The 15,260-nt window shown below is 62.6% G+C and carries 12 protein-coding genes; 6 read left to right on the forward strand and 6 right to left on the reverse strand.

The genetic code is table 11. The features are described 5' to 3' along the window. Positions 1-75: 75 nt before the first annotated feature. The 4 genes from IPK70_12725 to IPK70_12740 all read left to right on the forward strand — a co-directional run bounded on the left by IPK70_12725 (position 76) and on the right by IPK70_12740 (position 3,610). On the forward strand, positions 76-756 hold the full coding sequence (locus IPK70_12725; GenBank protein ID MBK8228021.1) for a class I SAM-dependent methyltransferase: 681 nt from the start codon (positions 76-78) through the stop codon (positions 754-756). A gap of 86 nt (positions 757-842) precedes the next feature. Beyond that, positions 843-1,595 carry a hypothetical protein gene (locus tag IPK70_12730; protein MBK8228022.1) on the forward strand — a complete coding sequence of 251 codons (753 nt, stop codon included), beginning with the start codon at positions 843-845 and terminating at the stop codon, positions 1,593-1,595. A 158-nt stretch (positions 1,596-1,753) separates the two neighbouring features. Beyond that, positions 1,754-3,160 (forward strand): gliding motility-associated C-terminal domain-containing protein, encoded by a 1,407-nt coding sequence (locus tag IPK70_12735; GenBank protein ID MBK8228023.1) that lies wholly within the window; start codon positions 1,754-1,756, stop codon positions 3,158-3,160. A gap of 81 nt (positions 3,161-3,241) precedes the next feature. After that, the gene (locus tag IPK70_12740; protein MBK8228024.1) at positions 3,242-3,610 is read left to right on the forward strand and encodes a hypothetical protein; all 369 of its coding nucleotides are present in this window, start codon (positions 3,242-3,244) and stop codon (positions 3,608-3,610) included. 39 nt (positions 3,611-3,649) lie between these two features. On the opposite strand, the gene IPK70_12745 is transcribed toward IPK70_12740, so the two are convergent. The 4 genes from IPK70_12745 to IPK70_12760 are packed head-to-tail and all read right to left on the reverse strand — an operon-like array spanning position 3,650 to position 11,875. After that, positions 3,650-3,844, reverse strand: a complete 195-nt coding sequence (locus tag IPK70_12745; GenBank protein MBK8228025.1) for a hypothetical protein — start codon at positions 3,842-3,844, stop codon at positions 3,650-3,652. Beyond that, a complete protein-coding gene (locus IPK70_12750; protein ID MBK8228026.1) occupies positions 3,841-7,533 on the reverse strand; it encodes a response regulator in 3,693 nt (1,230 codons plus the stop codon). Before IPK70_12750 ends, IPK70_12745 begins: the two co-directional genes overlap by 4 nt. Then, positions 7,533-11,231, reverse strand: coding sequence for a response regulator (locus tag IPK70_12755; GenBank protein MBK8228027.1), 3,699 nt, complete (start codon positions 11,229-11,231; stop codon positions 7,533-7,535). The genes IPK70_12750 and IPK70_12755 overlap by 1 nt, the downstream gene beginning before the upstream one ends. Beyond that, on the reverse strand, positions 11,228-11,875 hold the full coding sequence (locus tag IPK70_12760) for a response regulator transcription factor (protein MBK8228028.1): 648 nt from the start codon (positions 11,873-11,875) through the stop codon (positions 11,228-11,230). Before IPK70_12760 ends, IPK70_12755 begins: the two co-directional genes overlap by 4 nt. A 143-nt stretch (positions 11,876-12,018) precedes the next feature. Here IPK70_12760 and IPK70_12765 point away from each other — a divergent pair, with 143 nt between their 5' ends. Further along, entirely contained in the window at positions 12,019-12,558 is a 540-nt protein-coding gene (locus IPK70_12765; GenBank protein ID MBK8228029.1) for a hypothetical protein, read from the forward strand. A gap of 11 nt (positions 12,559-12,569) precedes the next feature. Here the strand turns inward: IPK70_12765 and IPK70_12770 are convergent, their stop codons facing one another. Beyond that, on the reverse strand, positions 12,570-12,920 hold the full coding sequence (locus IPK70_12770; GenBank protein ID MBK8228030.1) for an Hpt domain-containing protein: 351 nt from the start codon (positions 12,918-12,920) through the stop codon (positions 12,570-12,572). A 57-nt stretch (positions 12,921-12,977) separates the two neighbouring features. Between IPK70_12770 and IPK70_12775 the strand changes: the two genes are divergently transcribed. Next, positions 12,978-13,355, forward strand: coding sequence for a response regulator (locus IPK70_12775; protein ID MBK8228031.1), 378 nt, complete (start codon positions 12,978-12,980; stop codon positions 13,353-13,355). Positions 13,356-13,392: 37 nt separating this feature from the next. On the opposite strand, the gene IPK70_12780 is transcribed toward IPK70_12775, so the two are convergent. Beyond that, a complete protein-coding gene (locus IPK70_12780; protein MBK8228032.1) occupies positions 13,393-15,231 on the reverse strand; it encodes a tetratricopeptide repeat protein in 1,839 nt (612 codons plus the stop codon). Positions 15,232-15,260: the final 29 nt, after the last annotated feature.

Here is a 15,260-nt window from a genome sequence, read left to right on the forward strand (position 1 = left end):
GCTGGGCGCCAAGCTGTCCGCATCCGCTGCGCGTTGTCCGAGGGTCGGACCCACCATCACCGTCATCTTTAGCGCATGAATCCGATCCGGTTCCTGCGCCTGCTGTTCAAAGGTCCCACCCCGCAGCAGATGGCCGCGCAATTGCGGAAACCGCATGGCTTCATGGCGCGCAAGGTGGGCGAGCGCATGAACGCGGCCAATCGATCGCTGTACGAGGGTGCATGGGAAGCGCTTGACCTGCGCGATGGCATGAGCGTGCTCGAGATCGGATTCGGCAATGGGCTCTTCTTCGGCGACCTCGCGCGCCGAGCAAAGGCCTTGCGATTGCACGGCCTCGACTTCAGCAAGGACATGGTGGAGCAAGCCACCGAGCGGAACGCCGAACTCATCGCCTCCGGCGTTCTATCGCTTGCTCATGGTCCCAGCGACCGCATGCCTTTCGCCGACGCATCGTTCGACCGGGTCTTCTGCATCAACGTGGTCTACTTCTGGGACGATCCGGGCGTCCATTTGCGTGAAGTGCGCCGCGTCCTGAAACCAGGCGGGACATTCACCGCCGTGCTGCGCACGCGAGCATCCATGGAGAGCATGCCCTTCACGGCATTCGGCTTCACGAAGTACGAGCAGGACGATTGGGAGCGCGTGCTGCGCGCCAACGGGTTCACGACGACCGGCACCGCAGTGCTGCGAGAACCGGAGATCGAATTCGCTGGAGCGCGCTTCACGCCGGAGAGCCTGGTGATGACGAGCGTGTGAGGAATCGGCCGTCGCGGGTGCCGGCTGCCCGTCGGCTGGCCTACATTCGCCGCCCGCATGAAAAACATGCAACCCAACACCAAACGATGATGACCGCAAGACACCTCCTTCTTGGAATCGCCCTCGCCAGCACCACCTTCCTCTCCGCGCAGAAGAAGACCGTGGCCGTAGTGACCTGCTACGTGGATAAGTACATCGACACATCGGACTTGAACGGCGATGCATCGCTGGCGGCAGGCGTGGCCACGCTGGCCAAGGACGACCGCTTCGACCTCACCTCCGTGCTGGCCAAATTCCACGATGATTTCTTCGGCCTTTACGCCAAGGAATTCACCTTCGACTTCATGCCGGAAGCGGACGTGATCGGCAATGAGCAGTACAAGGCCTTCGTGAGCAAGTTCGGCGAGAGCGACCAGGACGGCAGCCGCCTCATGGACGGCTCCCTGCCTTACCCGGGCTACAAGGTGCTGATCCCGAATGCGCTGAAGAAGGAGAACAGCAACAAGATGAAGATGCTCGAGATCTTCAAGGGCAAGGCCGATGGCGTCATGTTCATCAACCTCGGCTTCAAGTTCCAGCCCAAGGTGGCCGTGGGCGGCATGGGCACCGCCGGCGTGGCCGCAGTGATGAACATCATGCTCTTCAACAGCGAAGGGGAGAAGGTCTTCAACTTCGTGGAGTACGCCCCGGCGAAGAAGTCCGTGGCCATGGTGAAGGGGATCCCTGTGATGGACCTCGACAAGCTCAAGCCCCTCTGCGAGGAGGCCGCTGAGAACCTGATGAAGGACATGCAGGAGAAGATGCCCAAGCTGATCAAGAAGATCGACAAGAAGTTCTGAGCGATCGGATCTTACGTGCGAAGGCTGTCCATGGGGCAGCCTTCCGCTTTTCATGGGGCTTGAACCGCAGGCATTGGCCTGCCCACCACCCGCACCAACGCCCAACCGTCCGTGTCCAGTGAAGCAACGCGGAGCCGCGTGATTCGCATCTTCAGAGCGTGAGGCGTTCACAGCTCCTACCCGCAGCCCTGCTGCTGATGCAGGCGCAAGGGCAGAATCTCGTTCCGAACGGGGACTTCGAGGCCTTTTCGCAATGCCCCGATTACGTGAGCCAGATCGATCGCGCGACCGGTTGGTCACGCCCCACCGATGGCACCAGCGACTACTTCAACGCTTGCCTCGGCGTTCCCTTCAGCATGAATGTGCCGGACAACCAATCCGGGTATGAGCCGGCCCGAAGCGGCAATGGATACGCGGGCTTCTATTGCTTCTATTCCACCACGGCCGTCACCACCGCCACGGACAACGACCACGAGTACGTGACGCGTGCGCTGGCCGCGCCGCTGATCCCCGGGGCCACCTATGCCGTGGAGTTCTTCGTGAGCCTCGCCGATGTCTCCAAGTACGCGGTGAACGACATCGGCGCGCTGCTGAGCACGCAGGCTCCGTACCGCGCCGATGAATTCGCGATCACGGCCGCCCCTCAGGTCACGAACAGCTCGCTGGTGATGCTCGATCAGAAGAACGGTTGGACGCGCATCCACGGCTGCTTCGTGGCCGATTCGGCATTCGCGTACATCACCATCGGGAACTTCCGCAACGGCGCGGCAACGGTATTCGAGGAGGTGCCCACGGACTTCCCGCTCACCTACTACAGCTACTACTTCGTGGACGATGTGAGCGTGCACGCGATCGCGCCGCCGCAGCTCGGTCCGGACATCAACGCGTGCGCTGCGGTGGCGCTGGCCGTGCAGGATCCTGTGGATGGCGCCACCTACACATGGTCAACGGGCGAGGAAGGAGTCACCATCGTGGCCGACAGTGCTGGTGCATACAGCGTGAGCACGGACCTCTATGGCTGCATCATGTCCGATACGATCCACGTGCATCTCACAGAACCGATTCAACTGCATCTGCCCAACGATACGGTGGCCGATTTCTGCGCGCACCCTTTGCTCGTGCTCGACCCCGGCCCCTTGCCGGCGAATGCATCGGTGAGCTGGTCCACCGGCGAGAGCACGGCGGTGATCGCGGTGCAGCAAGCGGGGACCTACACCGTGCAGGTGTCTGCGCCCGATCATTGCCCGGCAACGGCTTCCATCCTTGTGGTGGATGATTGCGGCTCGCCGGTGTTCGCCCCGAATGCGTTCACCCCGAACAACGACGGGATCAACGATCGCTGGCAACCGCTGTGGATGGCCAACCCGGATGCCGCCTTGGAGTTCACCATCTATGATCGATGGGGGAGGGTGCTCTTCACATCGGCAATGGACCAGTCGGCTTGGGATGGGACCGCCCATGGATCGCCCGTGCCCGATGGGGTTTACGCCTGGCGCGGACGAGCACGCGATCGTTCCGCTTCCATGGATCTTCGGATCAGCGGGCACGTGTGCCTGATCCGTTGATAGCGCAGTGCATTTCGGGCATCCAGGTCGTGGGTCATCGCCATCATGGCCCCTTACCTCCGCGATCACCAAATTCGTCCCATGCGAGCCGCGTTGCTGGTCATTCAAGGCTTCCTTGCGCTGAACGCCACCATCGGTGGACTGCTCCTGATGCTCGCGCCTGATGGATCCCTGCTCCAGCTGCCGCGCGATTTCATGCACAGCACGCTCTTCGCCGACTTCTTCTGGCCCGGGGCGATCCTCTTCGGCGTGCTCGGGCTGGGCCATGCTGTTGGCCTCGTGCTCACCCTGCGCCGTTCCGCAGCCGCATCGCGCGCTGCGCTCATCCTCGGTGCCGGCACCTTGATCTGGATCGGGGTGCAGGTGCTGATGACCGAACTTTTCTGGCTGCAAGGGCTCATCGCCGTGCTCGGTGCGGTGGAAGCGGTGGCGGGCCGCCGGATGTCCTGAACGGCGCAGCCATCCGCAACGGTGAAGGCCAGCGGCCCATCAAGCGGCCCCTGCGCTCCGCTCCACGAAGTACATCTCCATCTCCCCCTTCCCCTTGGCCTGCACTTTTCCGGGCGGGGTGAACGTGAGTCCCGGGTCATCCTTTATCAGCGCATAAGTGCTCTCGCTGATGTTCCCCTGCCCTACCTCACAGCTGCTCTCCACGGTCATATCATCATGTTGAATCGTGCTCACTTGCCAATAGCAGTGATGATCGCCCCCATCAACTCCTCACGCTTGAAGGGCTTGGGCACGTAGCCGTTCATTCCGGCTTCCTTGCAGCGCTCCACCTCCTCCTTCATCACGTTGGCCGTCATCGCCACGATGGGGATGCGTGACTTGTCACCTTTCAATGCACGGATCGCCCTCGTCGCGTCGTAGCCGTTCATTTCCGGCATCTGCACATCCATCAGGATCACGTCGTAGTCATTGGCCTGGACCATCTCCCAAGCGATCCGTCCGTTCACGGCCACATCCACACGCACGCCGGGGATCGCATCGGCCAGCTCGTCCTGTGCCACCATGGCGTTGAACGCGTTGTCTTCCGCGAGCAGGATGCGCAGGTCGCGGAGTTCCGTGATCGGCGCGCGGCGGATGGGGGCTGCGGCAGTGGTATCCGAAGGCGCCACGGCGTAGGGGATCCTCACCGTGAACGTGCTGCCCTCGCCGATCTCGCTTTCCACGGTGATGCCGCCACCTTGCATTTCCGCCAGCCGCTTGCTGATGGACAGCCCAAGGCCGGTACCGCCGTACTTGAAGGCCGTGGCACCCTGTCCCTGATCGAACTCATCGAAGATGCGCTCCCGGCGGTCGGGCGCGATGCCGATGCCGGTGTCCTTGATCACGAACATCAGTTCGATACGACCATCACCCGATCCGTTGGAGCTCATCCTGCCGGTGATGCTCCCCTGCTCCGTGAACTTGATGGCGTTGCCCACGAGGTTCACCAGGACCTGCTGCAAGCGCGTTGGATCACCCATCAAACGCTGCGGAACGGAACCCTCCACCTCCATCGTCAAGGCCAGCTTCTTCTCCTCGGCCTTGAAACGGAGCAGGTCGTACACGCTGTCCACCACCTTGCGCGGCTCGAACGGCACGTGGTCCAACACGATCTTCCCGGCCTCCATCTTGCTCAGATCGAGGATGTCGTTGATGATCACAAGCAGATTCTCGCTGCTCTGCGCGATCGCGTTGAGGTACTTGTCCTGTTCCGGTGGATGCGGATCGCGCTTCAGGATGCCACTCATGCCCATGATGGCGTTCATCGGCGTGCGGATCTCGTGGCTCATATTGGCCAGGAACTGTTGCTTCACCTGCTCGCTGCGCTCCGCGCGTTCCTTGGCCGACACCAGGTCACGGGTCCGTTGCTCCACGGTGCGCTCCAGGTTCACGTTCCGCATGTTCAGCATGCGGATGTACAGCAATGCGCCGCCACCGATGGCCATCATGCAGGCGGCGTAGAACCACCACGTGCGCCACCACGGCGGGGTCACCGTAAGGGTGAACGATGTTCCCTTCGTGTCCCAGATGCCATCCCTGTTGCGCGTGCGAACGTGGAACACGTAGGTGCCGGGGTCGAGGTTGGTGTAGATGGCGCTGTTGTCGGTGCCCGCGTCGATCCAATCCGCATCGAAGCCATCGAGCTTGTAGCGGTACTGATGTGTGCGCGGCGCGCTGAACTCCATGGCTGCGAACTCGAAGATGACCATGTTCGCACTGTACGGAATGGTGATGCCTTCGCTCAGATACGCAGGTGCCTTCAGCGGTGAACCTTCCTGGCGATGGTCCACCGCACGGTTGATGAGCTTGATGCCCGTGATGCGGATGAGGCTGGCCGTGCTATCGTCCGCGAGCTCGGCCGGCTTGAAGTGGTTGAAGCCCATCACGCCACCGAAGAAGAGCGTACCGTCCGCTTGCCTGCATTGCGCGTAGCGGTTGAACTCGTCGCTCTGCAGCCCGTCGTTCGCATCGTAGTTGCGGAAGGTCCCCGTACCGGGCGTGAAACGCGAGATGCCCTTATTGGTGCTCATCCACAGGTTGCCGGCTTCATCGGGAAGGATGCCGTACACCACATCGTTGGGCAGACCTTGTTTGGTGCCGTAGCGAACACACCTGCCCGTGCGCTTGTCCATTCGGTTGAGGCCACCGCCGTTGGTGCCGACCCAGAGCACATCCGGATCGACGGGGTCGTTCAACAGTGAATAGATGATGTCCGTGGAAAGGGAGGCCGGATCCGCAGGAACGTGTGTGTACACCTGCCAGGCGGCCATGCCGCTCATGCGACGATCGTAGCGGTACAATCCCGTCGCTGTGCCCAGCCAAAGCAGCCCGCTGTCATCGCGGATGATCGCGTGCAGGAACCGATCGACCTCACCGACCCGTGATCGCGGATAGGGCACATAGTGGAACTGTCCGGTCCGGCGATCGAAGCGACAGAGCGTGTGGGCCGAGCCCGACCAGATGAGCGAATCACCTTCCAACAGGAAGGTCTCGTTGTAGGTCTCCTCCGGGAAGGCGCGGATGGCGGCCGTGTCGCGTGGGATGCGGGTGATCCTGTCCTGCACGGGCTCATAGGTCAGGAGGCCCTCATGGTTGAACCAGTACATCCCTCGTTCGTCCCTGACCAGTACGCGGTTCGCTCGGCTCAAGATGTTGAGCGCCGGGTCGTTCACCTTCTCGAACCAGGGGATCCACGTTGGCCACGAGTTGGTCCGAGGATCGAACTCGTTCAGAAATCCATTGTGGAAGGCAACCGACACGCGCCCGTCAGGCAAGGCCTGCATGGGACCACAGCTCCCGGACTTCACCGTGTTGAACCGGGCACTGCGTGGATCGTAGGCGAGCAGGCCATAGCCCGAGGTGCCGACCCAGACGAGACCATTGCGGTCGCGATAGGCGCATTTGGCGCCTTGGGCTTGGAGCAGGAGGTTCTGGTCGCGCGGCAGCACGCGCGAGAAGCCTCCAGCGGCGGGATCGAAGAGGTAGATGCCGGAGTACACGGCGATCCACAACCGGCCCTTGCCGTCCACGGTGGCGTTCATGCCGCGCATCTGGCCCAGTTCGGAACCCGCTTCGTACAGCGTCTTCGCCTGGTCGGAGCGTGCATCGAGCTGCGCGATGCCGAACAGGTGCAGGCCATAGATGTGCTGTTCGATCGTGTCTTCCGCTGCGACCAGTCCCGTGAGCGCTCGCAAGGTCCTGCCGGTGCTGGTATTGCCCACCGGTCGATCGAGCAGCAGGGTGTCCATCCGGTCCTTACCCGCATGATTCGGTACCACGCGGAAGCTGTTCCGGTCATGCTGGCTGGCCCAGATCGTTCCCGTACGGTCCGCGCTCACGAGGCAACTGTTGCCGAGGTATTGATTGATCGTACACAGCGGCATACCATCGTCATGGGATCCCCCCGCGAACGTCAGTTTGAACAGCCCGTTGTTGCACGCCAGCCAGAGGTCGTTGTGGGCGTCCTGTGCGATGCCCTGCACGATGTCCAGGATGGGTGTCGGCCCGGCATGCGCATGTATGAACCGCTCGTTGGCGCGGTCGAACAGCTCCAGGCCCTCGCCCGTCCCCACCCACAGGCGGCCCTGCCTGTCCTCGAAGAGCGCATGGATGTAGTTGTTCCGCAGGGTCGTGCTGTCCTCCGGATCCTGCCGGAACACGGTGAAGGTGTAACCGTCGTAGCGGTTCAGTCCGTCCTTGGTGCCGAACCACATGAAACCGTACCGGTCCTGCAGGATGGTGTTCACCATGCCCTGCGACAGGCCGTCCTCGATGCTGAGGTGCTGGAAAGGCAGGTAAAGCGTGTCGGTCCGTTGCGGCTGGGCACGCAGCGTGGCCCCGGCCATGAGGACCAGCATCAAGGTGGTTGCTGTGCGGTGCTCCATCAGGTCTGCGATGTGTGCAGTGCCGCTTGCAAGGCCCCGATCAGTTCCTCCCGCTTGAACGGCTTGGGCACGTAGCCGTCCATGCCCGCTTCCTTGCAGCGCTCCACCTCTTCCTTCATCACGTTCGCCGTCATGGCCACGATCGGTATGCGAGACTTGTTCCCTTTCAAAGCGCGGATGGCTCTCGTGGCATCGTAGCCGTTCATCTCCGGCATCTGCACGTCCATCAGGATCACGTCGTAGTCATTCGCTCGCACCATCTCCAGCGCGATGCTACCATTCACAGCGACGTCCACCCGCACGCCGGGGATCGCATCGGCCAGCTCATCCTGCGCCACCATCGCGTTGAAGTCGTTGTCCTCGGCCAGAAGGATCCTCACGTTCCGGAGCTCCTTCCCTTCAACGCCAGGGTCCGGTGCCGTTGTCGCTGGCGTTGCGCTGGCGATGCTATACGGGATGGTCAACGTGAAGGTGCTTCCCCTGCCTTGTTCGCTCTTCACCGTGATGCTTCCACCCTGCATCTCGGCCAGCCGCTTGCTGATGGTGAGGCCAAGACCGGTGCCGCCATACTTGCGCGCCGTATCGCTGTAGGCCTGCGTGAACTCCTCGAAGATGGTGTACAACCGGTCTTGCGGGATCCCGATACCGGTATCGATCACATCGATGCGGAGTTCACCGTTCACCCATCGTGCGCGCAGCGTAACGGAGCCGCGCTCGGTGAACTTGATCGCGTTGCCGGCCAGGTTCAGTACGATCTGGTTCAGCCGGGTGGGATCGCCGAGTAGCATCCCCGGCAGATCGCCATCCACTTCAACGACCAGCGCAAGGCCCTTCTCCTCGGCCTTGTAGCGCAGGATGTCGCGCACGTTGCCGATGACCTGTCGCGGATCGAAGGCCACCTGCTCCAATTCGGTCCTCCCGGCTTCCAGCTTGCTCAGGTCCAGGATGTCGTTGAGGATCACCAAGAGGTTCTCGCTGCTCTGCGAAACGGCATTGAGGTACTTCTCCTGCTCTGGCAAGTGTTCGTTGCGCTTGAGGATCCCGGTCATGCCCATGATGGCGTTCATCGGCGTGCGGATCTCGTGGCTCATGTTGGCCAGGAACTGTTGCTTGACCACTTCGCTCCGCTCCGCGCGATCCTTGGCCTGGCTCAGCTCCGCCGTGCGCTCGGCCACCGTGCGTTCCAACAGTTCCTTCTGCTTCTTCAATCCACCGGTGCGGATGCGGATGAAGAGCAGCACGGCCCCTGCGAGGATCAACACGGCCGCCACCTTTGCCCAGATGGTGAGGTACCACGGCGGAAGGATCGTGATGCGCAGGGCGATCGGCTCCGCGTTCCACACGCCATCGCGGTTGCGGCCCCAGACCTTGAACGTGTAGTCGCCCGGATCGAGGTTGGTGTAGTTCGCCGAATGCGCCTGGCCGGCATCGATCCGCTGCCGGTCGTAGCCTTCCAGTTGGTACTGATAGGTGCGGTTGCCCAGCGCGATGTATTCCATGCTGGCGAAGTCGATGCTGAGCATGCTCGCCTCCGCATACGGGATCACCAGTTCCTCCGCGAGGTGGGTGGGCACCTTCAGCAGGGCCTCCGGCGCACCAAGCGCAATGGAGCGGTTCGACAGTTTGATGTCGGTGATGGCCACTTGCACCGGACGCTCATCGATGCGCAGGTCGCGCGGGTGGAAATGGTTGAGGCCGTTGACACCGCCGAAGAAGAGCGTGCCGTCCTGTGTCTTGCAGAAGGCGTAGCGGTTGAACTCGTCGTTCTGCAGCCCATGCCGTCCATCGAAGTTGCGCACAGCATAGGTCTCCGGGTCGAAGCAGCAGAGCCCCTTGTTGGTGCTCATCCACAGTTGCCCGTCGTCGTCGCTGAGCAGTCCGTAGATCACGTTGTTCGGCAAGCCGTCCCGTGTGGAAAAACGTCTGCAACGACCGGTGCGTTTGTCCAGGCGTGCCAGCCCTCCGCCACTGGTGCCCACCCACAGGATGTCGGCGTCCTTCGGATCACCGAGCAGGCAGAAGATCACATCCGCGGCCAGCGAGGTGGTGTCGGACGGGATGTTCTGGTAGTGCTGCCATGCGTTCGTTCGCGGATCCAGGCGCAGGAGACCTTTCATGGTGCCCAACCAGAAGATCCCGGCCGCATCACGTTGAGTGGCTTGCACGAACCGGTATTCACCTCCGGATGCCTCCATGGGATAGGGCACGCTGGTGAAGCGCTCACTGCGCGTATCGAACAGCCCGTGGGAGGATGCACTGCCGAACGCGACGAGCGTATCGCCACTGGCATATAGGGGGAATTCGACGGGGATCGCAGGGTCTCGGAAGAACCGGAAGTCCCTGTCATCTGTTGCGCTCCGGGCGAGGATCCCGTTGGCGTTCGACCAGACCGTACCGTTGGGCGATACCACGAACGATCCCGTCCGGTCGTAGTAGAACTGCCGCTCACTGCCCTCCACCAAACCGGGTGGCGCCGGAGTCGTGATCGAGCGATGCGGATCACAGACCTTCACGTTCAGGCCGGAGACCAGCAGAACGCGGCCGTCGCTCAGGGGTGCCATCCATCCGACGGAGCGCATCAGTTGTGTATGGAACCGTTCGATGCGCGGGTCGTAGATGAAGATGCCGTAGCCTGGGGTGCCGATCCAGATCACGCCACTGCGGTCCTGATGGATGCAGGCCACGTCCAGGGTCGTCATGCCTAGAGGGCCATCTATCGGTCGCATGGCGCTGGATCGACCGGTCGAGGGATCGCAACGCCAGAGACCCTGGTCCGTGGCCAGCCAAATGCGGCCGTCCACATCCGCCATACCGTGCTTCGGCCACCCCCAGGCAGGCTGCCCCGCAGGGATCACGCGTTCATGGCCCGTGGCATCGTCGATCTCCGTAACGGTTCCGGTGCCCGCCACCTGATAGGTGATCCGGCGGTGGGCATCCCGCACGGCCAATTCGACGATCCGTTCGTTCCGAAGTCCCAGGACCGGATGCACGGTGCGGTCGGCCACGTCGCGGACCAACGATGCGATGAATGGCTCATCCCGCGTGTCGATGTGCAGGTAGGGCCGGTCGGGGTAGGTGCGGTCCAGCACGTTCGGCCCGTGCGAACGCAGGATACCGGCATGGTCGACGAACAATCCACAATTGTGGATATCGGCGATGCGTTGTGCGTGTGTGCCGGGCCCCAAGGGCGCAGCTGCGGTAGTGCCCGGTCGGACGCGATAGAGGTTGAAAGCCGTATTGAACCAGATGTTCCCGGACGGATCCTCGGCGATGGAGCGCACATCGCACACCAGATCGCCGCCGTCTTGTGAGGTGCCTTCCATGCGGGGAAGGTGGTGGAAGACCTCCGTGGCCGGGTCGAACACATCCAACCCGCTGTTGGTGCCGATCCAGAGCAGGCCTTTGCTGTCCTCGAAGATCTTCAGGATGTGGTTGTCACGCACCGACGAGCTGTCCTGCGGGTCGTGCCGGAACACCTTGAAGGAGTAGCCGTCGTAGCGGTTCAACCCATCCTTGGTGGCGAACCACATGAAGCCGGCGCGGTCCTGGAGGATGCTGCCCACCATGCCCTGCGAAAGGCCGTCCTCTATGCTGAGATGGCGCAGTGGGATGAGGAGGGTATCGACCTGCGCACGCGATGCCGCTGCCGCCAGAAGGCATGCCACAATGGCGATGCAAGCGCGCGCTCCGGTGCTCATGGCCTGAAGATCCCCTTGCTCATCGCATACACCACCAGGCCCGCTGTGTTGCGCGCGCCGGTCTTCAGCAGGATGTTGTTGCGGTGGCCCTCCACGGTGCGTGGGCTGAGGAAGAGCTTGCCGGCGATCTCCGTGGTGGTGAGCTCCTGGCAGATCAGGCGCAGCACTTCCAGCTCACGTTCGCTGAGCGGGTCCACATCGTCGAAGGTGGGCTTGATCTTGTCCTTCTTCACCAATCCGTGCAGCATCACGCGGCTCACCATCTCGCTGAAGTGGTAGCCCGTGCTGGCCACGGCGCGGATGGCGTTCTCGATCTCGTCCGGCTCGGCGGTCTTCAGCACGTAACCGTTCGCGCCCAGTTCCATCAGGTGTACGATGAACTTCTCCTCGCCATGCATGCTCAGCACGATCACCTTCACCTGCGGGTGTTCGGCCCGGATGCGCTCCATGGCCTTCATGCCATCGAGCACGGGCATCTCCAGGTCGAGCAACACGATGTCCACGGCGTTGTCGCGCAGCGCGGTGAGCAGTTCCTCCCCGTTCGAGCATTCGAAGGTCACCTGCACATCCGGCATGTCGCGCAGCAGCATGGCCAGTCCGCGGCGGAACATCACCTGATCGTCCGCGAGGGCGAGTTTGATCATGGCCCGAAGGTCGTTCAGGTGGAAATACCGGACACCCGTATTTCCACCTGTTCTTCATTTCCCGTGTATCCGCGCTGGCGGAGGGCCTCGTTACAAGGGCACTTTTGTCCCGCCGGTCAGCGATCCAATGCCCACCGGCCCGAATGATGAAGAACCTGATCCTCCTCACCGCCATGAACACGATGCTCGCCACTGCGCTCAACGCACAGACCCCGATGATCCCGACGAACAACTGGCTTGCCGCGAACCGGGCGGTTCTGGGCACCAATACCCCCGCCAACTGGCTGCTCGACCTCGATGCCGACGACATGGAGGTGTACGTCACAGCCAACCACGCGCTGGTGCTGGTGGACCGCATGCCAATCATGAACACGGATGGCGCCGCCTTCCTGCGCAAGAGCGTCACCGGGCTCGGCGGCTCGCATCTCTCCCTGGTGGGCGAGGTGGAGAGCGTGAACGACAGCGTGATGCGCGGCACCTACAGTGGCCTGCTGGGTGGTACCGCGGTGCTGATGGATCAGTATGTCCAACTGCGGAACGGTGTTCCGGTCACCATCATTCGCGTCATCAACCGGGTGAACGGTTCCGCGCCGAACACGCTGACCGACTCGGAGGACCTGGCCCTCGGCTTGCTCCGCGCAACGGATGAAAGTGGTCTCGATCCTGCGCTCACCAGGAATTGAGCATCACCTCCTCAGCCGCCATGGCCGGACCGCCCACGCAGTTCGGCCATGACCTTTTCGTTCAGGTCCATCGCTTCTTTCACCAGCGCATGGCAGGTTGAAGCACCATCGGCACGCGCCTGCTGCTCCAAGGTGGTGAGCAGGTCGAACAGCTTCTGCGCACCCATGTAGTTCACCTGCGGGCGGGCGCTGTGCGCGGCCACGGCGAGCGACTCTCCATCCTGCGCGGCCAACGCCGAATGCATCTTCTCGAAGAGATCGGGCGCACCGCTCAGGTACATCCGTATGTACTTCTCCATGCGCGACCGGTCGCCCTTGCAGAAGCGTTCGAGGTAGGCCAGATCGGTAAGTGGCGCGTCCATGCGGCCAAGGTAGCCATTGACTTCGCGGCCCCTATCTTCGCTCCGCGACGAATGACCATGGCCAAGAAGATCTTCATCGTGGACGACGATGTGATGCTCGCCACCATGCTGGCCGACCACCTGCGCAGCAGCTTTCCCCACGCGGTGGAGGTCTTCCATACCGGCGAGGATTGCCTGGCGCACCTGAGCGACCATCCCGACCTGGTGATCCTGGACCACCACCTGAACAACGTGGTGAAGGACGCCGCCGATGGACTGCAGATCCTTCAGCGGATCAAGAAGCTCGATCGGCAGGTGCATGTGATCATGCTCAGCAGCCAAACCCACTATGGTGTCGCCTTGCAGACCGTGCAGAAGGGTGCGGAGCAGTACGTCATCAAAGGCAAGGACCAGTTCGACGAGATCGATCGGATCGTGCGGGAAGTGCTGGGCTGAGGCCGGCGTCTTTCTAGCAGGGCAGCAGGCACTCTGCTCACACGCTCCATTCTACGAAGTACATCTCCATCTCCCCCTTGCCCTTCGCCTGCACTTTGCCGCGCGGCGTGAACGTGAGACCGGGTTCATCCTTCACTAGTGCATAGGTCGCCTCGCTGATGTTCACCTGCCCCACCTCGCCGCTGCTCTCCATGCGGCTGGCCGTGTTCACCGTATCGCCCCAGATGTCGTAGCTGAACTTCTTCACACCTACGATGCCGGCCACCACCGGGCCGGTGTGGATACCGATGCGGATCTCGAAGTAGGGAAGGCCTGCCGCAACTTTCCGCGCCTTGCCCTCAGCGATGAAGTCGCGCATCTCCAATGCCGCCTTCATCACGTCAGTGACGTGCGTGGTGTTCGGTGTTGGAAGGCCACCGGCCGCCATGTAGGCATCGCCGATGGTCTTGATCTTCTCGATGCCGTGCTTCTCCGTGATGCGGTCGAATGCGCTGAAGCACTCATTGAGGTCGCGTACCAGGTCCTTCGGGCTCATGTGCTCGCTCATCGCTGTGAACCCCTTGAAGTCCGTGAAGAGCACGGTGACCAGATCGATCTGCACGGCTTCGGCCTCGCCTTTCGCCTTCAGCTCCTCGGCCACCTCCGAGGGCAGGATGTTCAGCAGGAGCGCTTCGCTGCGTGCCCGCTCACGGCCGATCCGCACGCGCTGGAACAGGAACACCCCGGCGAACGCGACCATGAGCGCCAGACCGAAGAGCGAACCGTTGCGCAACAGCTTCTGTCGGCGCAGCTCGGCGGCGCTCAGGGCGTCCTTCTTTTCCTGTTCGGCCCGATCGAGTTCCTCCTTGCGGTCGAAATCGAACTGCATCTTCTGGCGCATCAGGTCCTGCGCGCTGGAGGCGTTGTACAGGCTGTCCTTCGCGGCCACGGTGCGCTTGAACCAGGCAAGGGCTGCGGCATGGTCGCCGCGCGCGCTGTCCACCCGGCTCAATTCAAGGTAGGCGTTCAGGAGAAGGTCCCAGCTGTCACTCGCGCTGGCATCGGTCACCCCCTGGCGCAGTTCGCGCCCCGCGTCATCGTAGCGCTTGGCCAGGAGATGTGCCCGCCCCAACGTGATGTGGGCCTGGGCTGTCCCGCTCGGGTCGCCGAGTTCTCCGGCCATGCGGAGGGCCTCCTGCGCATCGTGCAACGCACCGGCCCCATCACCCATGCGCAGGCGGATGTCCGCCATGTTGCCCAAGGCGCGCATCTCCCCGTTCGCATACCCGATGGTGCGGAAGCCTTCCAGGGCTTGCCCGGTCAGCCGCAGCGCCTCGGGGAACTGTCCCTGCTCATAAAGCACCGTGGCGATGTTCGAACGCGCGGATGCGACTCCCGCGACATCACCCGACTCCAGGGACAGCTTTTCGGATTCCCTCAGGTAACGCAGCCCTTCATCCAACCGTCCCAGGTTCTTCTGCACGTTGCCGATGTTGGAGAGGTTGTTCGCCTCCCAGTCCTTCCGGCCCAGCGCATGGTTCAGCTTGCGCGCCGCGATGAAACGCTCCAGCGCCTTGGGCATGTCGCCCATCCGGGCCAGCACGCTGCCGCTGTTCCCCAGCGTCTGGGCGATACCGATGCTATCGCCGATGGCCACGCTCTTGTCATGGGACAATTCGTAGTGCTCCAAGGCCAGCGGCAGCTGGCCCTTGTCCTCCGCCACCGCCGCCAGCATCACATGGCCCTTGGCCACGCCAAGTCCGTAGCCGATGCGCTCCGAAAGGGCGATCGACCGGTCGGCGAACTCCTTGGCCCGGTCACCATCCCGCCCGAGGTGCTCGATGGACAGCTCATACAGGGCATCGGCGGTGACCGTGTCGGCCGCGTTCGCGGCCACGATCCGTAGCAAGGAATCCGCCACGCGTC

Source organism: Flavobacteriales bacterium (assembly GCA_016712535.1).
Lineage (GTDB): Bacteria > Bacteroidota > Bacteroidia > Flavobacteriales_F > PHOS-HE28 > PHOS-HE28.